The sequence below is a fragment of the Streptomyces sp. CA-249302 genome (assembly GCF_050936785.1).
Taxonomy (GTDB): Bacteria; Actinomycetota; Actinomycetes; order Streptomycetales; family Streptomycetaceae; genus Streptomyces.
In genome coordinates this window covers 583,584-602,881 of sequence record NZ_JBNJMG010000001.1, presented here as the reverse complement: position 1 = coordinate 602,881, position 19,298 = coordinate 583,584, and the positions used below count along the sequence as shown (strand labels likewise).

18 protein-coding genes are annotated in these 19,298 nt (G+C 72.5%); 12 read left to right on the top strand and 6 right to left on the bottom strand.

Going from position 1 to position 19,298, the window contains the following annotated elements; genetic code table 11:
- Positions 1–2: 2 nt before the first annotated feature.
- Both ACQEWB_RS02675 and ACQEWB_RS02670 read left to right on the top strand, forming a co-directional pair.
- The gene (locus tag ACQEWB_RS02675) at positions 3–992 is read left to right on the top strand and encodes an Acg family FMN-binding oxidoreductase (protein WP_432826587.1); all 990 of its coding nucleotides are present in this window, start codon (positions 3–5) and stop codon (positions 990–992) included.
- A 179-nt stretch (positions 993–1,171) separates the two neighbouring features.
- Entirely contained in the window at positions 1,172–1,975 is an 804-nt protein-coding gene (locus ACQEWB_RS02670) for a universal stress protein (RefSeq protein WP_432826585.1), read from the top strand.
- A gap of 22 nt (positions 1,976–1,997) precedes the next feature.
- Here ACQEWB_RS02670 and ACQEWB_RS02665 read toward each other — a convergent pair whose 3' ends face one another.
- Positions 1,998–2,699 (bottom strand): response regulator, encoded by a 702-nt coding sequence (locus tag ACQEWB_RS02665; RefSeq protein ID WP_432826583.1) that lies wholly within the window; start codon positions 2,697–2,699, stop codon positions 1,998–2,000.
- Positions 2,700–2,910: 211 nt separating this feature from the next.
- Here ACQEWB_RS02665 and ACQEWB_RS02660 point away from each other — a divergent pair, with 211 nt between their 5' ends.
- Complete coding sequence (locus tag ACQEWB_RS02660; RefSeq protein ID WP_432826581.1) at positions 2,911–3,507, top strand: Rv1733c family protein; 597 nt, start codon at positions 2,911–2,913, stop codon at positions 3,505–3,507.
- A gap of 22 nt (positions 3,508–3,529) precedes the next feature.
- Here ACQEWB_RS02660 and ACQEWB_RS02655 read toward each other — a convergent pair whose 3' ends face one another.
- Together ACQEWB_RS02655 and ACQEWB_RS02650 are read right to left on the bottom strand one after the other, a co-directional pair.
- Positions 3,530–4,189: a CBS domain-containing protein gene (locus tag ACQEWB_RS02655; protein ID WP_432826579.1), complete on the bottom strand. Its 660-nt coding sequence runs from the start codon at positions 4,187–4,189 to the stop codon at positions 3,530–3,532.
- 43 nt (positions 4,190–4,232) lie between these two features.
- A complete protein-coding gene (locus ACQEWB_RS02650; RefSeq protein ID WP_432826577.1) occupies positions 4,233–4,697 on the bottom strand; it encodes a cyclic nucleotide-binding domain-containing protein in 465 nt (154 codons plus the stop codon).
- A gap of 200 nt (positions 4,698–4,897) precedes the next feature.
- Here ACQEWB_RS02650 and ACQEWB_RS02645 point away from each other — a divergent pair, with 200 nt between their 5' ends.
- Positions 4,898–5,110: a hypothetical protein gene (locus ACQEWB_RS02645; RefSeq protein ID WP_432826575.1), complete on the top strand. Its 213-nt coding sequence runs from the start codon at positions 4,898–4,900 to the stop codon at positions 5,108–5,110.
- 6 nt (positions 5,111–5,116) lie between these two features.
- Here ACQEWB_RS02645 and ACQEWB_RS02640 read toward each other — a convergent pair whose 3' ends face one another.
- Positions 5,117–6,811: a SulP family inorganic anion transporter gene (locus tag ACQEWB_RS02640; RefSeq protein ID WP_432826573.1), complete on the bottom strand. Its 1,695-nt coding sequence runs from the start codon at positions 6,809–6,811 to the stop codon at positions 5,117–5,119.
- A 335-nt stretch (positions 6,812–7,146) separates the two neighbouring features.
- On the opposite strand from ACQEWB_RS02640, the gene ACQEWB_RS02635 reads away from it, so the two are divergent.
- From ACQEWB_RS02635 to ACQEWB_RS02625, 3 genes are read left to right on the top strand one after another with little or no spacing between them, the layout of a single operon-like run.
- Entirely contained in the window at positions 7,147–8,052 is a 906-nt protein-coding gene (locus ACQEWB_RS02635) for a universal stress protein (protein WP_432826571.1), read from the top strand.
- 25 nt (positions 8,053–8,077) lie between these two features.
- A complete protein-coding gene (gene adhP, locus ACQEWB_RS02630) occupies positions 8,078–9,100 on the top strand; it encodes an alcohol dehydrogenase AdhP (RefSeq protein WP_432826569.1) in 1,023 nt (340 codons plus the stop codon).
- Between the two features lie 5 nt (positions 9,101–9,105).
- A complete protein-coding gene (locus ACQEWB_RS02625; RefSeq protein ID WP_432826567.1) occupies positions 9,106–9,978 on the top strand; it encodes a universal stress protein in 873 nt (290 codons plus the stop codon).
- A 14-nt stretch (positions 9,979–9,992) separates the two neighbouring features.
- Here ACQEWB_RS02625 and ppk2 read toward each other — a convergent pair whose 3' ends face one another.
- Entirely contained in the window at positions 9,993–10,796 is an 804-nt protein-coding gene (ppk2, locus tag ACQEWB_RS02620; protein ID WP_432826565.1) for a polyphosphate kinase 2, read from the bottom strand.
- Positions 10,797–10,846: 50 nt separating this feature from the next.
- Between ppk2 and ACQEWB_RS02615 the strand changes: the two genes are divergently transcribed.
- Positions 10,847–13,231: a phosphoketolase family protein gene (locus tag ACQEWB_RS02615; RefSeq protein WP_432826563.1), complete on the top strand. Its 2,385-nt coding sequence runs from the start codon at positions 10,847–10,849 to the stop codon at positions 13,229–13,231.
- A gap of 25 nt (positions 13,232–13,256) precedes the next feature.
- Here ACQEWB_RS02615 and ACQEWB_RS02610 read toward each other — a convergent pair whose 3' ends face one another.
- The gene (locus ACQEWB_RS02610) at positions 13,257–13,691 is read right to left on the bottom strand and encodes a PASTA domain-containing protein (RefSeq protein WP_432826561.1); all 435 of its coding nucleotides are present in this window, start codon (positions 13,689–13,691) and stop codon (positions 13,257–13,259) included.
- Between the two features lie 436 nt (positions 13,692–14,127).
- Between ACQEWB_RS02610 and ACQEWB_RS02605 the strand changes: the two genes are divergently transcribed.
- The 4 genes from ACQEWB_RS02605 (at position 14,128) to ACQEWB_RS02590 (ending at position 19,296) form a co-directional block, all read left to right on the top strand.
- Positions 14,128–16,818: a GNAT family N-acetyltransferase gene (locus ACQEWB_RS02605; RefSeq protein WP_432826559.1), complete on the top strand. Its 2,691-nt coding sequence runs from the start codon at positions 14,128–14,130 to the stop codon at positions 16,816–16,818.
- 12 nt (positions 16,819–16,830) lie between these two features.
- Positions 16,831–17,562 (top strand): CBS domain-containing protein, encoded by a 732-nt coding sequence (locus tag ACQEWB_RS02600; protein WP_432826557.1) that lies wholly within the window; start codon positions 16,831–16,833, stop codon positions 17,560–17,562.
- Positions 17,563–17,578: 16 nt separating this feature from the next.
- Positions 17,579–18,088 (top strand): flavodoxin domain-containing protein, encoded by a 510-nt coding sequence (locus tag ACQEWB_RS02595; RefSeq protein ID WP_432826555.1) that lies wholly within the window; start codon positions 17,579–17,581, stop codon positions 18,086–18,088.
- 212 nt (positions 18,089–18,300) lie between these two features.
- Positions 18,301–19,296, top strand: coding sequence for an Acg family FMN-binding oxidoreductase (locus tag ACQEWB_RS02590; protein ID WP_432826553.1), 996 nt, complete (start codon positions 18,301–18,303; stop codon positions 19,294–19,296).
- Positions 19,297–19,298 lie beyond the last annotated feature (2 nt).

Genomic DNA, 19,298 nt, shown 5'->3' with positions numbered 1-19,298 from the left:
CCATGCCGGCGCTCCCACTCTCCACCACCCACATCACGGCCCTGGTAGCCGCAGCCACGGCCGCGCCGTCCATGCACAACGCGCAACCGTGGCGGTTTCGCCACCACCGCGCGAGCGGCACTCTCGAACTCCGCGCGGACCTCGGCCGGGCCCTGCCGCACACGGACCCCGGCAACCGCGCCCTCCACCTCGGCTGCGGCGCGGCACTCCTCAACCTCCGGGTCGCGGCGGCCGACAGCGGGCTGCACACCGACGTCCTGCTGCTTCCCGAGCCGGCCGACAAGGATCTGCTCGCCGTGGTGCGGCTCACGGGGACCGACCGTCCCGACGGCGACCTGGCGAGGCTGTTCCCCGCGATCGCCCGACGGCACACCAGCCGCCATCCCTTCGAGGAACGGCCTGTGCCGGACGCCGTCCGGGACGCGCTGAGCAACGCCGCCGACCGGGAGGGCGGGCGGCTGGTCTTCCCGGACCGGTGGCACGTGGAGGCCCTCCTGGAGCACATCCGTGACGTCGAGGGGCGCGACAGCCTGGAGCCCGAGCGCCTTGCGGACGTACGTCGGTGGACCCGGGTCGGAACGGCGGCGGCCGGTCCGGTCGTCGACGGGATCCCCGAGGACGCCTTCGGGCCGAGCGGACGGGGCGGGCTTGCTCCCGTCCGTGACTTCGCGGGCCGCCGTGCCGTGCCGGGCCGTCCCACGGCCGTCTTCGAGACCATCCCGCACCTGGCCCTGCTGGGCACGAGCCGGGACCGCCCCGAGGACTGGCTGCGTGCGGGACAGGCCCTGGAACGGGTCCTGCTGCTGGCCACGCTCGACGGCCTGGCCACCTCCCTCACCTCCCACTCCCTGGAGCGGGAGGACCTGCGCGAACTGGCCCGTGACCCGCGGTCGGCCCTGGGCTTCGTTCACATGGTGCTGCGCCTCGGCTACGGCCCCGCGGGCACCACCACCCCACGACGCCCCGTGCACGAGGTGCTGGACATCCTGTGAACCGCCCGGCGCCGCCCGGCGGGACCGCCGGCCCGACCCGAGGGCCGGTCGGTGGGCGCCCGGGGTCCCTCGGCCCAGTGCGGTACGGGGACGGCAGGCGAAGGCTGGACACCGTAGAGACCGAGAACAGGGAGGGCGGCGGCCGTGTCCGGCCACCCGTCCGGATGAGGAGAACAGCGATGAACGGTCCGGTCGTGGTGGGAGTGGACGGCTCGGCGGTGGGCCTGGCTGCCGTGGAGGCCGCGGCCCGGGAGGCCGAACGACGGGGTGTGACCTTGCGGTTGGCGCACGCGCTGACCTGGCCCACGGAGCAGGTGCCGCCCGGTGTGGCGCCATGGGACCCCGACGGCGCCGGGCTGCGGGACCGGGTCAACGAGGCCCTGGCCGACGCCGAGTGGCGGGCGCGCCGGGTGTCACCGGATCTGGCGATCACCCGTGAGGTCCTCGTCGGTGAGCCCGTGACCGTGCTGGAGTCCGAGTCGCGCGCCGCCTGCCTCGCCGTGGTCGGCAGCCACCGGACGGACGGGATGCGCGGTCGGCTGCACGGCTCGGTCGCCGGGCACCTCACCGCTCACGTGGGGTGTCCCGTGCTGGTGGTGCGGGGCAGGGCCGTCCGGACAGGTCCCGTCGTACTGGCCGACGACGCCTCACCCGCGGCCCGGGTGGCCGCCGAGTTCGCCTTCGCCGAGGCCGCGGACCGGGGCGCCGACCTGGTCGTCCTGCACCTGGCACGCGACCGGCACCATGCTTCGGACGACCTGACCGACCTTCGTGAGAAGTACCCGGACGTCAGGGTGACCGCCCGCTTCGTACGGGGCCGCCGGCACCGGGCCCTCCTGGAGGCGAGCTTCGGCGCTCAGCTCGTCGTGGTGGGGGTACGGCGGCGGGGCGGCACCTCGGCCGCGCTGTCGACCCCCGACGGCCGGTTGATCGTGAGGTCCGCGCACTGCCCCGTGGCCCTGGTCCCCTCCGGCGAGCGGTGACGCCCCCGTGGACGGGCGGTCGTCACCGCGCCGGACGGTCGTCCGGCGCCGGCTGCTCCAGGTGACTCGCGATCACCGCGGCCTGCACCCGGCGCTGGACGCCCAGCTTGGCCAGCAGCCGTGAGATGTGGTTCTTGACCGTCTTCTCCGACAGGTACAGCCGCTTGCCGATCTCACGGTTGGTGAGTCCGTCCCCGATCAGCGCGAGGATCTCCCGCTCGCGCGGGGACAGGCCGGCGAGTTCGGGCGCGACGGCCGGCTCCTCGGTGGGTTCGGCCCGCAGGGAGCGCATCAGTCGGGCCGTCGTGGCCGGGTCCAGCATCGACTGGCCCGAGGCGACGGTGCGCACCGCCGAGACCAGGTCCGAGCCTCTGATCTGCTTGAGCACGTAACCCGACGCACCGGCCATGATCGCGTCGAGCAGGGCGTCCTCGTCGTCGAACGACGTCAGCATCAGCACAGCCAGTTCCGGCATCCGGCTGCGCAGCTCACGGCAGACGGAGATGCCGTCCCCGTCCGGCAGACGCACGTCCAGGACGGCGACGTGCGGTCGCACGGCCGGTGCCCGGACCAGGGCGTGCTCGACGTTCTCGGCGTCGCCGACGACGGAGATGTCCGATTCCGCGTCCAGCAGGTCGGCCAGTCCGCGCCGGACGACCTCGTGATCGTCGAGCAGGAAGACGCGGATCGGATCCTGCGCCGTGAAGGTGCGTGCCTCGGTCATGTCGACCCCTTGTTCCCGGATGTATGACGCACGGACTGCGGGCCGCACGTCACGACGATCATCACTCGCAGGGGCCGAACGCACTAGGGCCGACCGGCCCCACTGGTCGCTGCGGCGCACAGTTCCGTACGGTCACCCCTCCCGCCGGGGGTGATCCGGTGAGACCGTTGATGGTGTCCGTCCTCATCGCGCCCGTGAGGGGGTGTGACCGATGCGGAAGGTCGGCCGAACCAGGGTAGTGGGATGGCGCTGGCGCAGCAATGAGCTGCGGCGGCGCAGCGATGTGGTGGAGGCGTGGATCGTCCTGGGCGCCTGGACGCTCGCGACCGGTGGAGCCGTCGCCGCCGGGATCGTCGGCGCGCAGGCCGCGCAGCACGCGGTGGACGAGGACCGGGCGGGCCGTCGACCCGTCTCCGCTGTACTGGTGAAGACGGTGCCCGGCAGTGGCCGGGACGTCGTCACCGGCATCAGGTACGACAGGGTCCGGGCGACAGTGCGCTGGACCGAGCCCGGCGGCGGGAAGCCCGTCGTGCACATGGGTACGACCGAGGTGAAGCCCACGGCCGAGCCGGGCAGCACGGTGCGGGTGTGGACGGACGGGCGGGGCCGGCTGGTGGCGGCACCCGCGAGTCCCGCCGAGGCGGCGACCCGCGTGGTGCTGGCCGGCAGCGGAGTCGCGCTGGCCGCCGGGCTGACGGTCCTGGGCGGCGGGAGTCTGGTACGGCTGCGGGTGCAGCGGCGGGCCACCGAGGAGTGGGGCGTCGAATGGGAACGGGTCGGACGGGAGTGGGGGCACACGACCGGTTGAAGCGCCCCGGCCCCGCCATGGTTCAGCTCGCGGACCGGTCCGGTCCGTCGAGCGCGAACCGCACGTCCACGACCCCTTCGACCGCCCGCACCAGGCGCGCGGCCACCGGCACCAGCGAGGTGTCGTGGACGCGGCCGCCGAGCGTCACGACCCCGTCTTGGACCTCGACCAGCACGGCCGACGCCGGTGTGGGGAAGAGATAGGCGACGGTCTCCCGCCGGACCTCCTCGGCGATCTCCTCGTCCTCCCGCAGGAACACCTTGAGCAGGTCGGCCCGGCTGACGATGCCCTCCAGACGTCCGTCCTCGTCGACGACGGGCAGCCGCTTGACCCGCGCCCGCGCCAACTCCCGCGCGGCCTGCGCCAGCGTGGCGTCCGGGCGGACGGTGAGGGCGGGGGAGGTCATCAGCTCACCGGCGGCGACCGAACCGGCCTTGGCGAGGTCGGACAGCCGCCGAAGCTGCGTGTAGCGGTCGGGGTCGCTGTCGCGGAACTCCTCCTTCGGCAGCAGATCGGCCTCGGAGACGAGCCCCACCACCCGGTTGCCGCCGTCGACCACGGGCACCGCACTGACCTTGCGTTCCTGCATGGTGCGCACGATGTCCTTGAAGGCGGCCCGGCGGTCCACGGAGGCGACCTCCCGGGTCATCACGTCACTCACGATGTGCGGTGATGCGTGCACGACGCCTCCTCGCCAGGCCGGATCCACGCGGCGGCTGCACGGGTCATCGCGCACTGCCGCTGCCGTACGGGGCGTACAGGTCCAGCAGCCGCACACGGGCGGCCTGTAGCCGGTGGGCCACCACCTCGCCGACCCACTGGGCCAGCGTGCGGCCGAACTCGGGGTCTCGCCGGGCCAGCTCCCGCACGGCCGTGGCGTCGAACTCGTACGCCCGCAGCGGTGAAGCCGCCTCGGCGCCGAGGTGCCAGGTGTGCGGGGTGAACAGCCAGGACCAGCCGACGAGTTCGTTGTGCCCGAGGGACTCGATGACGGCCGCCCGGCGGCCGGGCACGCGCATGTCGAGTTCGACGGTGCCGGTGCGGATGATCCAGAACCGGTCGGCGTGACCGCCCTCCTCGAACAGCCGGCTGCCCTGGGGGAACGACACCTCCCGGGCGATCTCCATCAGCCGCTGCCGGTGCTCGGCGGGCAGGGCCCGCGGCAGGCTCGTGGTTGCCGGAGCGTTCATGGCGTGCCTCCCGTAAAGGCGTACTGGGCTACCGCTCCCAGCGTGGGCGTCCGACGGACGACGGGCCAGGGGCCACCCGGCCCCAGGAACGGGCCGGCCGGCGACCTGCGGCACCCCAGTGGCACCCTGTGCCACCCGGCGTCCGGCGGTTCGATGGTGGTGAGAGAGCCACTCGACACAGCGGAAAGGGGTGGAACACCATGGGTACGACCCTGACTCCGGAGTTCTGGCGGCAGTTCGCCGCCCTCCTGGTGATCGCCATGGCCGTCACCTTCGTGCTCAGCACGGCGCTCGACGCGCTGTACCTGCGTGCGCAGCGCAAGCGCGCCGCGCGGCGGACGGCGTACACCGGGACGACCGGTACGCCGCATCGCCCGCAGCGGACCGCCGGACGCCCGCTGGTGAGGCACTGACGGGTGCTAACTCCCGCGGCTCCACTTCCGGTACGCCGCCACCGCCGTCGGCAGGGTGGGGAAGATGAGATCCCGGCCCACCGCCTCGGCCAGCCCGTACGCCTCCAGGTCGTCCAGCAGGTCCTGCTTCACCCGGGCCAGTGCGAACACGATCCCGCGGTGGGTGAGTTCCCGGCGCAGTGCGTCGACCGCGTCCAGCGCGGTGATGTCCACCTCCACGTTCGCCTCGGTGTTGAGGACGAACCAGCGGACCGGGCCGCGCTGTTCGTCGACGGCGGCCAGCGCCCGGCGGTGGAAGTCCTGGGCGTTGGCGAAGAAGAGCGGTGAGTCGTAGCGGTACACCAGCAGGCCAGGAATGGTGCGGGCCTGCGGGTAGTCGTCCACGTCGTGCATACCGGCCACGCCGGGCACCACGCCCTCGACGGCGTCGTGCGGCCGGGCCACGCGGCTCAGCAGCTCGGCCACCGACAGGCCGACGGCCACCAGCACCCCGTACAGGATGTCGAGGGTGAGCACCCCGGCCAGGCAGCCGAGCGCCAGCAGCAGTTCGCGCCTGCGGAACGAGGCCAGCCGGCCGAAGCCCGCGAGGTCGATCATGCGGACGGCCGCGTACACCACCAGTGCACCCAGCACGGCCGACGGGGTGCGGGTCAGCAGTGGACTGAGGAAGAGCAGGACGGCGAGCACCGCCACGCCCGCGACCAGCGAGTACGCCTGGCTGCGAGCGCCGGCCGAGGAGGCGAGCGCGGTGCGGCTGGCGCTGCTGCTGACCGGGAAGCCGTGCAGACATCCCGCCCCGATGTTGGCCGCGCCCAGCGCCAGGAACTCCTGATCGGCGTCGAGCGGTGGGCCCTCGTCGCCGCCGGTGAAGGCGCGCGCGGTGAGGATGAAGTCGGTGTAGGCGACGATCAGGATGCCCAGGGCCGGCAGCACCAGGCGGGGCAGCTCGGTGAGATCCGGCAGTTCGAGGGCGGGCAGTCCTGCCGGGATCTCGCCGATCACCTTGATGCCGTACTTGTCGTCGAGGTCGAAGGCGACCACGGCGGCCGTGCCCAGCACCACGGCCAGCAGCGGGCCGGGCACCGCGCGGTTCAGCCGGGCCACCGTGAACAGGAAGGCGAGCACGGCGGCGGCGAACAGCACGGTGGCCGGGTGCGCCTGGCCCAGGTGCCGTACGAAGGACCAGAGCTGCGGGAAGAAGGCCGAGCCGGACGTGGGGACGCCGGTCAGCTTGGGCAGCTGGTCCACGATCATGATCAGCGCGACCCCCGCCAGATAACCGATCAACACCGGTCGGGAGAGCAGGTCGGCGACGAACCCCAGGCGCAGGGCCCGGGCCGCCAGGCACAGCAGGCCGACCGTGACGGCCAGACTCGCGGCCATGGCGGCGTAGCGGCCGGGATCGGAGCCCACGAGCGGGCCCACCACCGTCGCCGTCATAAGCGCGGTGGTCGACTCGGGGCCGACGGAGAGCAGCCGCGAGGAACCGAACAGGGCGTAGAGGGCGAGGGCGGGCAGGATGGCCCAGAGCCCGGCGACCGGCGACAACCCGGCCACGCCCGCGTACGCCATCACCTGCGGCACGAGATAAGCGGCCACCGTCACGCCCGCCAGCAGGTCGCCGCGCAGCCATGAGCGGCGGTAACCGGACAGCCAGGCGATCCCGGGCACCGTACGACGCCACCACGAGGCGTGGGACATGGAACTCCTCTCCCTGAGTGCCCCAAGAATCCACCGATCCGCCCTGGTCCGCGAGACCTTGCCGTCCCCGGCGGCCCACCCGTCCCCGCGGAAGGGGCCCTTCACACCCCGGGGAGAGCGACCTTCGGCATCGCGCGGCCGGCGGCGGCAGCGAGCGGAGTGCGGGCAGTCGGCCGCAGATCCTGCCGCCGCGGGAGCGTGGCGGACCCCGTACGCCGGGGCCCGACAGGCGACTGCGTTGGGCCGGTCGGTCCCGGCGGGGGAAATGCGGCCCCTGCGGCAGCGGCCACCCGAGGGCCGACGCTGGAAGCAGATCCCGATCAGGAGGCGGAACCATGGTGCGCACAGTTGTCGCAGGCCTGGACGGCTCGGCCGAGAGCCGTGCCGCGGTGGAGTGGGCGGCGCGTGAAGCGCAGCTGCGCGGCCTGCCGTTGACCATCGTCCACGTGTGGGAGCCCGTCCCCGACCCCATCGCCCAGGCGCCGCTGCTCGGCGCCGAGACCCAGCAGCACTGGAGCGAGCGCATTCCGCGCGAGAGTGCCGAGGGCGTCCGGCTGCGCCACCCCGGTCTCCAGGTGACCATGGAGCAGCCGAGCGGCCGACCCGCCGACGTGCTCGCCAAGACGGCCGAGGACGCCGAACTGCTCGTCCTCGGCTCCCGCGGACTGAGCGGCGTCGGCGGATTCCTGGTCGGCTCCGTCGGCCTGGCCACCATCGCGCACGCCATGCGTCCCGTGGTGCTGGTCCGGGCCGGAGAACAGGCCGCCGACGAGCACGAGCCGGACCCGGCGGGCATCCCGTCGGCCGCCGCGCCGTACCGGCCGGTCGTCCTCGGCCTCGACCCCGCCGCCCCCGACGACTCGGTGATCGAGTTCGCCTTCGACGCCGCCACGCGGCGCTCCACCGTGCTGCGCGTCCTGTACGGCTGGAACCTGCCGCCGTACTACACCTACGGTCTGGCCGGCGACCCGGAGTACCACGACGAGATCGCCCGGCAGCAGTCCGCGGCGCTGGCCGCGGCCCTGCTCCCGTGGCGCCAGAAGTACCCGGACCTGGAGGTCGTCGAGGAGTCCCGCGCGGGCAGCGCGGCCAACTTCCTGGTCGACGTCTCCCGGGACGCCTCGCTGGTCGTCGTCGGCCGCCGCGTCCGCCGCAGTCCGGTCGGCTTCCACATCGGCCCCGTCACCCATGCCGTCCTGCACCACGCCGCTGCCCCGGTCGCGGTCGTCGCCCACAACTGACGTCCATCCCTGAGGAGTTGAACCCATGAAGGCAGCGGTCGTACGAGCCTTCGGCGAGCCCCTGGTCATCGAGGAGCGCCCCGATCCCGAGCCCGGTCCGGGCCAGGTGCGGGTGCGCCTGGAGGCCTCCGGGCTGTGCCACACCGACATCCACGCCGCCCACGGAGACTGGCCGGTCAAGCCGAACCCGCCGTTCGTACCCGGCCACGAGGGCGTCGGCCTGGTCGAGAAGCTCGGCGCCGGCGTCACCCACCTGAGCGTGGGGGACCGGGTCGCCGTGCCCTGGCTCGGCAAGGCCTGCGGACGCTGCGAGCACTGCCTGTCCGGCTGGGAGACGCTGTGCGAGCAGCAGATCAACACCGGCTACGGCTGCGACGGCGGGTACGCCGAGAAGATGCTGGCCTGGGCCGACTTCGCGCAGCCCGTGCCCGAGGGCGTCAGCGCCGTCGAGGCGGCCCCGCTGACCTGCGCCGGCGTCACCACGTACAAGGCGCTCAAGGTCGCCGAGGTCGGGCCGGCCCAGCTCGTCGCGATCTCCGGCGTCGGCGGGCTCGGCCACCTGGCCGTGCAGTACGCGAAGATCGCCGGGGCAACCGTCGCCGCGATCGACGTCACCGACGAGAAGCTCGAACTGGCCCGGGAACTCGGCGCCGACATCACCATCGATGCCCGCAAGGAGGACGTCGGCGAGGTGCTCAGGCGGCACGGCGGTGCCCACGCGGCGATCGCCCTGGCCGTGAACGAGGCCGCGTTCGCCGCCGTCAACTCCGGGCTGCGGCGCGGCGGCAGGCTCGTCATGGTGGCGCTGCCCGCGCACGGCACGATCCAGGTCCCGATCTTCGACACCGTCCTGAACGGGACCAGCGTGATCGGCTCGATCGTCGGCACCCGGCAGGACCTCGCCGAGGTCTTCCAGCTGCACGCGGCGGGCCGCACCAGGGTCATCCACGAGACGCGTCCGCTCACCGCCGTCAACGAGGCCATCGACGAGGTGCTGCGCGGCCAGGTCAAGGCCCGGATCGTGTTCGACCTCGGCACGGGACGGTGAGGACGGTGGAGCTTCCTCTCGTCGTGGGCGTCGACGGCTCCGAGCCGAGCCTGCGCGCCGTCGACTGGGCGGCCGACGAGGCCGTGCTGCGCGGCACACCGCTGCGCGTGGTGTACGCCTCGCTGTGGGAGCGCTACGAGGGCGGCGCGCTCTCGGCGGACCTCGGCAAGCCGTCCGAGGAGGTGCTCGCCGAGGACGTCGTCGACAGCGCCGTCCGGCGGGCCCGCGAGCGCCGGCCGGACCTGAAGGTGACCGGCGAGGTGCTGCCGGAGGAGCCCGAGTACGCCCTCGTACGCGAGAGCCGGCAGGCCTCCGCGCTGGTGGTGGGCAGCCGTGGCCGCAGCGGGATCGCCGAGTTCTTCCTCGGCTCCGTCAGCCTGACCGTGGCCGCGCACGCCGAGTGCCCCGTGATCGTGCTGCGAGGCAGCCACGACAAGCAGGCGGCGCCCGGAATCCAGGGACGGGTCGTGGTGGGCGTGGGGGAGGACGGCACGGAGTCGCCGGCCGTGCGCTTCGCACTCGACGAGGCGCGCCGTCGCGGGGTGGCGCTGGAGGCCGTACGGGCCTGGCGGTGCCCCGCGCACGAGACGACCGACCATCCGCTGATGGCGGGCGAGCCCGCCCGGCTGCACGAGGAGCGCGCGGTGGAGGCGCTGGAGGGAGCGCTGAAGGAGATCCCGGCCGAAACCGACGTGCACCGCCGCACCGTGGAGGGGCACGCCCGCCGGGTGCTGGCGGACGCCTCCCACCGGGCCGACCTGCTGGTCGTCGGGGCCAAGCGCCGCGACGGGCACTTCGGGCTCCAGCTCGGCCGGGTCGCCCACGCGGTGCTGCACCAGTCATCCTGCCCGGTTGCCGTCGTACCGCAGCGGGTGTGAACTCGATGACCGGCTTACAGGCTCGCCGCGTGGTCGGGGACGTAGGTCTGCAGATCACGCGGCGGGCGCTGGTAGCCGGTCGACGCCGGGCGGTCCGGCAGCTTCAGTACGGGCGGCGGGACCTCGTGATAGGGCAGGGAGCCCAGCAGATGCGCGATCATGTTCAACCGCGCCCGGCGCTTGTCGTCGCTCTCCACCACGAACCACGGCGCCTCACGGATGTCCGTGTGCACCAGCATCTCGTCCTTCGCCCGGGAGTACGCCTCCCAATGGGTGATCGACTCCAGGTCCATCGGCGAGAGTTTCCAGCGCCGCACCGGGTCGTCCAGCCGGCGCCGGAAACGGTCCTGCTGCTCGGTGTCGCTCACCGAGAACCAGTACTTGCGCAGCAGGATCCCGTCCTCCACCAACATCCGCTCGAAGATCGGGCACTGCCGCAGGAAGAGCTGGTGCTCCTCCTTGGTGCAGAAGCCCATCACGTGCTCGACCCCGGCCCGGTTGTACCAGGACCGGTCGAACAGCACGATCTCCCCGCCGGCCGGCAGATGCTCCACGTACCGCTGGAAGTACCACTGGGTGGTCTCCCGCTCGGTCGGTTTGGGCAGCGCCGCGATCCGGGCCACGCGCGGGTTCAGGTGCTCGGCGACCCGCTTGATGGTGCCGCCCTTGCCCGCCGCGTCCCGTCCCTCGAAGACGACGACAAGGCGGGCGCCCTCCGCGCGCACCCACTCCTGGAGCTTGACCAACTCCGTCTGCAGACGCAGCAGTTCCTTCTCGTACGTCCTGCGCGGCAGCGTTGCCGCCTTCTTGCCGGCCATGCCGCCTCCACCGCCCGATGAACCCACGTCGATGACTTCCGGAGCCCCTGATGCCCAAGGCCGAACACCAGGACAGCAGCACCGTACTGACCGATGAAGAACTGCGCACCCTGGACCTGCACTGGCGCGCCGCCAACTACCTGTCCGCCGGACAGATCTACCTCATGGCCAACCCGCTGCTGCGTGAACCCCTGCGGCCGGAGCACATCAAGCCGCGGCTGCTCGGCCACTGGGGTACCTCGCCCGGCCTCAACCTCGTCTACACCCACCTCAACCGCGTCATCAAGGCCCGTGGCATCGACGCCCTGTGCGTGTGGGGGCCCGGCCACGGCGGCCCGTCCGTCGTGGCCAACTCCTGGCTGGAGGGCACGTACAGCGAGACGTATCCGAGCGTCGGCCGGGACGGGGCCGGCATGGAGCGGCTGTTCCGCCAGTTCTCCTTCCCCGGCGGGGTGCCCAGCCACGTGGCACCGGAGACCCCCGGCTCCATCCACGAGGGCGGCGAGCTGGGCTACTCCCTGTCGCACGCCTACGGAGCGGCCCTCGACAACCCGGACCTGCTGGTCGCCTGCGTGATCGGCGACGGCGAGGCGGAGACCGGCCCGCTGGCCGCGTCCTGGCACTCCAACAAGTTCCTCGACCCGGTCCACGACGGCGCCGTACTGCCGATCCTCCACCTCAACGGCTACAAGATCGCCAACCCGACCGTGCTGTCCCGGCTGCCCGAGCACGAACTGGACGAGCTGCTGCGCGGCTACGGCCACTCGCCGATCCACGTCACCGGTGACGACCCGGCCACCGTCCACCGGGCGATGGCCGAGGCGATGGACACGGCCCTGGACCGCATCGCCCTGCTGCAGCAGTCGGCCCGGGAGGACGGCGTGGCGGAGCGCGTCCACTGGCCCGTCATCGTGCTGCGTACCCCCAAGGGCTGGACCGGTCCCGCCGAGGTCGACGGGGTGCCGGTCGAGGGCACCTGGCGTGCCCACCAGGTCCCGCTGGCCGGGGTGCGCGAGAACCCGGAGCACCTGCGGCAGCTGGAGACCTGGCTGCGCTCGTACCGCCCCGAGGAGCTCTTCGGGGCCGACGGCCGGCCCGTCGCCGACGTGCTCGCCTGCGTCCCCGACGGCACCCGGCGTCTGGGCGCCACCCCGCACGCCAACGGCGGACTGCTCGTACGCGACCTGCCCGTGCCCTCCCTCGACCGGTTCGCCGTGCCCGTCGACAAGCCCGGCACCAGCCTCCACGAGCCGACCCGCGTCCTCGGCGACCTTCTCGAAAGGGTGATGGAGGACACCGCGGCCCGCCGCGACTTCCGCGTCGTCGGCCCCGACGAGACCGCGTCCAACCGGCTGCAGGCTGTCTTCGACGCCAGCGGCAAGGCGTGGCAGGCCCAGCACCTCCCGGTGGACGAACACCTCGACCGGCACGGCCGGGTGATGGAGATCCTCTCCGAGCACACCTGCCAGGGCTGGCTGGAGGGCTATCTGCTCACCGGGCGGCACGGGCTGTTCTCCTGCTACGAGGCCTTCGTCCACATCGTCGACTCCATGGTCAACCAGCACATCAAGTGGCTGAAGACGTCGAGGCAGTTGCCGTGGCGCGCCCCGATTGCCTCCCTCAACTACCTGCTCACCTCGCATGTGTGGCGCCAGGACCACAACGGCTTCTCGCACCAGGACCCGGGCTTCGTCGACCACGTCCTGAACAAGAGCCCCGAGGTCGTACGGGTGTACCTGCCGCCGGACGCCAACACCCTCCTCTCGGTCGCGGACCACGCGCTGCGCAGCCGGGACTACGTGAACGTGATCGTCGCGGGCAAGCAGCCCTGCTTCGACTGGCTGTCGATGGACGCCGCCCGGGCCCACTGCGCCCGCGGAGCCGGCATCTGGGAGTGGGCGGGCACCGAGAACGGAGGCGAGCCGGACGTGGTCCTCGCCTGCGCCGGCGACGTACCCACCCTGGAGGTCCTCGCCGCCGCTCAGCTCCTCCGCCGCCACCTGCCCGACCTCGCCGTCCGCGTGGTCAACGTGGTCGACATGGCCCGGCTGATGCCGCGCGAGGAACACCCGCACGGCATGAGCGACTTCGAGTACGACGGACTGTTCACCCAGGACAAGCCGGTGATCTTCGCCTACCACGGCTACCCGTGGCTCATCCACCGGCTCGCCTACCGCCGCACCGGCCACCGGAACCTGCACGTGCGCGGCTACAAGGAGTCCGGGACCACGACCACGCCCTTCGACATGGTCGTCCGCAACGACCTGGACCGCTACCGGCTGGTCATGGACGTCATCGACCGGGTGCCGGGCCTGGCAGTGCGGGCGGCGGCCGTACGCCAGCGCATGGAGGACGCACGCCAACGCCACCACGACTGGATCCGCGAGCACGGCACGGACCTGCCGGAGGTGGCGGACTGGACGTGGAACGGCTGAGCAATTTCAATTTCCGCGGTGCGCGTCACTGGGATGCCGGTGACTGCGAATTCTCGGTCTGAAAGGCGACGCGCACCGATGAACCCTTCTGAACGTAGGCGCCCGCCGCGGGGTCCTGAGTCGTTATCGACGCCGACGGATCAGCGGGTCGGCTCTCGGGCGCGATCTCCATTTTGAGGGACGTCCTGCCAAGTATTCGTACCGCCTCGTCCTCCGTCTTTCCGGTGACATCCGGAACGACCTCTGTGCCACCGGCCAACGCGGTGATGACGTCCTGCCTGGCCTGGTCGGCGGACTTGGTCGAGAAGTAGAAGGCGACGGCCGATCCGACCGCGGAGGCGAGCGCGCCGATCAGTGTGCTGCGTGTCCTGGCGTCGTTCACCCCGAACGCCGCCACACAATAGGCGAGAAGCCCGGTGACGAGCGCCAGCGCGATCCAACTGCGGACCAGCGACTTCACCTTCGACCATGTGAGGATCAATCCGATCAGGATGACGGCCCGAGCACGGTGGCGAGGAAAATCGTCGTGTGACTCCAGTTGAGAGTACTGGGTGCGGCCGACGACGCGGCCGGAGTGACGAACATGGCGTGCCTCCTGCGTTCCTGGCGCAGCACAGGATGGAGCCGAATCCGAGAGGTCACCAGACAGGGCGGAACCGAATCTCGAATTCCGAGTGAAGTATCGCTGGATATGCTTAGGGAATTCCTCGTTCCGCCCCTTGCCGCTGTATTTCCGCTACGTCGCCCGTATGGCGCCCGGATATGCCATGGTGCACCGCATCCCGTGATACCGACTTGGGGCCGACCGGCCCTCATGCCGCACCCGGTCAGCCCATGGGAGCCGGGTGCGGCGCGCTGGACGCTTGGAGTGTGAAGACGTCTGGAGGAGATCCGCGATGACGGACGACAAGCCCGGTGCGCCCCCGGTCCACGCCCTGCTCGCCGACGGCACCACCGTGTGCATCCGTCCCGTAGTGGCGGGTGACCACGAGCAACTGCAGGGACTGTACGAGGAGATGGCCCCGGAGAACCTGCGGCTGAGGTTCTTCGGCGCGAGCCGGCGCTCCGCCGAGATGGCGGCCGACCGCGCCTGCGCCGCACCGCACCCCGGATACCGGGCGCTGCTGGCCGAGCGGCAGGGCCAGGTGATCGGGCTCGCCGAGTACGACACCGGCGGCGCCGGAACCGAGGCCGAGATCTCGATCGCGGTCGCCGACGGACTGCATCACCGCGGCGTCGGCACCCTGCTCGTCGAACACCTCGTCTCCGCCGCGTGCGCGGAGGGCATCACGGCCTTCACCGCCGACGCGCTCAGCGAGAACCGCGAGGTGCTCCGGCTCTTCGCCGACCTCGGCCTGCGCACCGCCCGGCGCTTCGAGGGCCCCGAGGTGCGCTGCACCATCGAACTCACCGAGGACGACGGCTACCTCTCCGCGGTGGAGGCACGCGGCCGGGCCGCCGACGTGGCCAGCCTCGAACCCCTGCTGCGGCCGCATGCCGTGGCGGTCGTCGGCGCCGGCCGCAAGGCGGGCTCGGTGGGCCGGGCGATCCTGCACCAGCTGCACGCGGGCGGGTTCGTCCGGCGCCTGTTCGCGGTGAACCCCGCGGCCGGCGCGATCCTCGGCGTGCCCTGCTACCCGTCCATCGCCGCGCTGCCCGTCACCCCCGACCTCGCGGTCCTCGCGGTGCCCGCCGCCAAGGTCCCGGAGACGGCCGAGGAGTGCGGCAAGGCGGGCGTACGCGCCCTCCTCGTCGTGACCGCCGGCCTCGACGCCGGCCAGGCCCGGTCGCTGACCGCGGCCTGCCGCACGCACGGCATGCGCCTCGTCGGCCCCAACTGCCTCGGCGTCGTCAACACCGACCCGGCACTGCGGCTCGACGCCACCTTCGCTGCCGGCCACCCCCGCCCCGGAACGGCGGGCGTGGCCGTGCAGTCCGGGGGAGTGGGCATCGCCCTGCTCGACGGCATGTCCCGGCTCGGCATCGGCGTCTCCACGTTCGCCTCGCTCGGCGACAAGTTCGACGTCAGCGGCAACGACATGCTCCAGTGGTGGGAGAGCGACGGCCGCACCGACCTCGCCCTGCTGCACCTGGAGTCCTTCGGCAACCCGCGGGCGTTCTCCCGCACCGCCCGCCGGGTGACCCGCCGCATGCCGGTGCTGACCGTCGACGCGGGCCGCACCGACGCCGGCCGGCGCGCCGCCGCCTCGCACACCGCGGCCGCCGCCACCCGCACCATGACCCGTGGCGCGCTGTTCACCCAGGCAGGGATCACCGCCACCCGCTCGGTCGGTGAACTCCTCGAGACCGCCGCCCTGTTGCACGCCCAGCCGCTGCCCGCCGGATCCCGCGTCGCGATCGTCACCAACGCGGGCGGAGCGGGCGTGCTCGCGGCCGACGCCTGCGCCGAGGCCGGGCTGGCACTGCCGACACCCACCCCTGAACTGGTCGACGACCTGCTCGCCGTACTGCCCGACGGGGCGGCCGTCGGCAACCCCGTCGACGCGACCGCGGCCGTCACCGAGGAACAGCTCGCGAGCGCCGTGGAGCGGATCATGCGGCACGGCGGCGTGGACGCCGTGCTGGTGGCCCTCGTCCCCACGGCGGTCGCCGCGGCGACCGGCGACGACCTCGTGCGGGCCGTCACCCGCGCTCCGGCCCGGCGGACCAAGCCGGTCGCCGTGATACGACTCGAACAGGCGCTGCCCGTCGAACTGCTCCCGGCCGAGGGCGGCACCGTCCCGTCGTACGCCGAACCCCAGGCGGCGGCGCGGGCCCTCGCCCACGCGGTGCAGCGCGCCGCCTGGCTGGCCCGGCCCAACGGGACCGTTCCAGCCCTCGACGGAGCCGACACGGCCCGCGCCCACGCCGTCGTGGAGACCTATCTGGAGGCGCACCCGGACGGCGGCTGGCTCGACCCGAGGACCTGCGCCGAACTCCTCGGCTGCTACGGCATTCCGCAGTCGCCGTGGGCCTGGGCGGAGACCGAGGACGACGCCGTCCTCGCCGCCGACCGGCTGCGCGGCGCCGACGGCCGGGTGGTCATGAAGGGGTACTGGCCGGGGCTGCTGCACAAGAGCGCCGAGCACGCCGTCCACCTCGACCTGCGCGGCGACTCCCAGATCCGGGCCGCTTTCCGGGACCTGGAGACCCGGTTCGCCGGCCTGCTGACGGGGGTCGTGCTGCAACCGCTCGCCGACCGTGGCACCGAACTGTTCGCGGGTGTCGTCCAGGACGAGGTCTTCGGGCCGCTGGTCCTGTTCGGACTCGGCGGCACCGCCACCGAGGTCCTCGCCGACCACGCCGCCCGGCTCGCTCCGCTCACCGACCACGACGTGCACGACCTGATCACGGCCCCGCGCTGCGCCCCGCTCCTGTTCGGTGCGAACGGGGCGCGGCCCGTCGACCTCGAAGGCCTCGAACAGCTGCTGCTGCGGCTGTCCCGGATGGCGAGCGACCTGCCGCAGGTCGCCGAGGCCGACTTCAACCCCGTACTCGCGACACCGGGCGGAGTCAGTGTGCTCGATGCCCGCGTGCGCCTGCTGCCCCGCAGGCCGCAGGACCCGTATCTGCGCCGGCTCCGCTGAGGAGGAGACACCATGAGGCACAACAAGGTCGGCTCCGTGATGACCACGGAGGTCGTCCGGGCCGAGTACGGCACCCCGTTCAAGGAGGTGGCGCGCCGGCTCGGCGAGCACCGCATCAGCGGACTGCCGGTGGTCGACGAGGACGACAAGGTCATCGGAGTGATCTCCGAGACGGATCTGATGATACGTCAGGCGGACACGCCCGACCCGTACGAACCCAAGAAGCGCTCGCAGCTGGCGAGCATGATGCCGAGTGCCAGGCGGCAGGCCGCGAAGGCCAGGGCGCGCACCGCGGGGCAGTTGATGACCGAGCCGCCCGTCACGGTGCACGCCGACGACACGATCGTCGAGGCCGCCCGGACCATGGCCCAGCACCGTGTGGAGCGGCTGCCCGTGCTCGACGAGGCGCACCGGCTCGTCGGCATCGTCACCCGCCGCGACCTGCTGACGGTCTTCCTGCGGCCCGACGCGGACATCCGCACCGAGGTCGTCGAGGAGGTGCTGGTACGCGCCCTGTGGCTGCCACCGCGCAGCATCGACGTCTCGGTGACCGAAGGCGTGGTCACGCTCACCGGCCACATGGAACGCAAGAGCGAGAAGGAGATCGCCGTCTCCATGACCCGGCAGATCGACGGAGTGGTCGCCGTGGTCGACGGGCTCACCTACCGACTGGACGACGCCAGGATCCAGCCCGACGAACAGGTCGTGCACGGCGTGGCCGACGACTGGCTGCGCAGGATGTGAGAGGAGGCGGACCGTCATGCCCGGCAACGTGCTGGTCGCCTACGGAAGCACGAACGGATCCACCGCGCAGATCGCCGAAGCCGTGGCTGCGGTGCTGTGCAAGGAGGGACTCACCGCGGAGGCGCTCCCGGCCGGGTCCGTCCCCGATGTGACACGCTACGACGCCGTCGTGGTGGGCGGCGGGCTGTACGCCGGACGCTGGCAGAAGGACGCCCGCCGCTTCGTGCGCAGCAACCGCCGCGCCCTGGCCGAGCGCCCGCTGTGGCTCTTCAGCAGCGGCCCGCTCGACGCCTCGGCGTCCGAGAAGGACATCCCGCCCGTGCACGGAGTACGCCGCGCCATGGCCCGGCTGGACGCCAGGGGCCACGTCACCTTCGGCGGCTGCCTGGAGGAGGGCGCCAAGGGCCGGATCGCCCGGTCGATCGTCCGCAACGGAAAGGGCGGCGATTTCCGCGACTTCCCCGAGATCGAGGCGTGGGCGGCGCGGGTCGCCGGCGAACTGCTGGACGAGCAGGCGAAAAACTGACTGCATGCCACCACCTCCCTGAGGGAGGCACATCACGAACATCCGTCGGATTCCCGAGATCATGGCCGAGACGGCGCTCCACCTGACCGCCGTGATCCTGCTGGTCCTCTGCCTCGGCCACCACCCTCCCGCCGCCAGGGCGTAGCCCTCTGATGTCCTGGAGGAAGGCGCGGAGGCTGGAGGTGAACGGTTCCCGAAAGGTGGGATGCACTATGTCGGTCACCTACGAGCAGCCCGGTCGCGCCGCGCTCCATCTGGCGCGCGCCGCCTCCCTCGCCCCATCGCCGCACAACAGCCAGCCCTGGCTGTTCACCGAGGAGGGCCAGGACCACGGCTTCGAGGTCCATCTGGACGGCGGGCGGCGGATGGTGCGGACCGATCCCTCGGGCAGGCAGGCCGTCATCGCCTGCGGGGCGGCGCTGTTCAACGTGCGGCTCGCCGTACGGCGCCTCGGCTTCCGGCCGGTCGTCGACGTCCTGCCGGAACCCGGGAACCCCGATTACCTGGCCCGCGTCGGCTACGCGGCCCATGCCCCGAGCACCCCTGAGGAGGCGCTGCTGGCCGGCGCGATGATCCACTGGCACACCCACCGGGGCCAGTTCGGGGCCGAGCCGGTCGCGCAGTCGACGCTCGACGAACTGTACGAGCAGGCACGGGTGGAGGGCGCCGACCTCCAGGTCGTCGACGCCCCGGAGCAACTGCAGCTCCTCGCCGAGCTGGTGCGCACTGCGGAGGACACGCACCGTGCGGACCACGGGTACGTCGCCGAACTGGCGTGCTGCGTCGGCCCGCAGGGGATACCCGTCCAGGCCTGCCGTCACCACCCCGACGCCACCCTGCTGGCCGGCCGCGACTACCTGGGCATCTCCCACCGGTACCTCGTCCCGGCCCGCAACCGCGGCGGGGGCACCGGTACCGTCGCCGTACTGTGCACGGCCTATGACCGCCGCCCGGACTGGCTGCGGTCCGGACAGGCGCTGCAGCGGGTACTGCTGTACGCGGCGGCCCACGGCGTCATGGCGGCCTTCCACACCCAGCCGCTGGAACTGCCCGCGGTGCGGGCCCGGTTGCGGTCGGAGCTCACCGCCGGCCGGTACCCGCAGATGGTCCTGAGGCTCGGACACGTGCCGCAGCCGCAGACGTGGAGCACGCCCCGGCGTGGGCCCGCTCAGGTCCTCGTCCACGACGACGCCCGGGCACGGTGGTGACG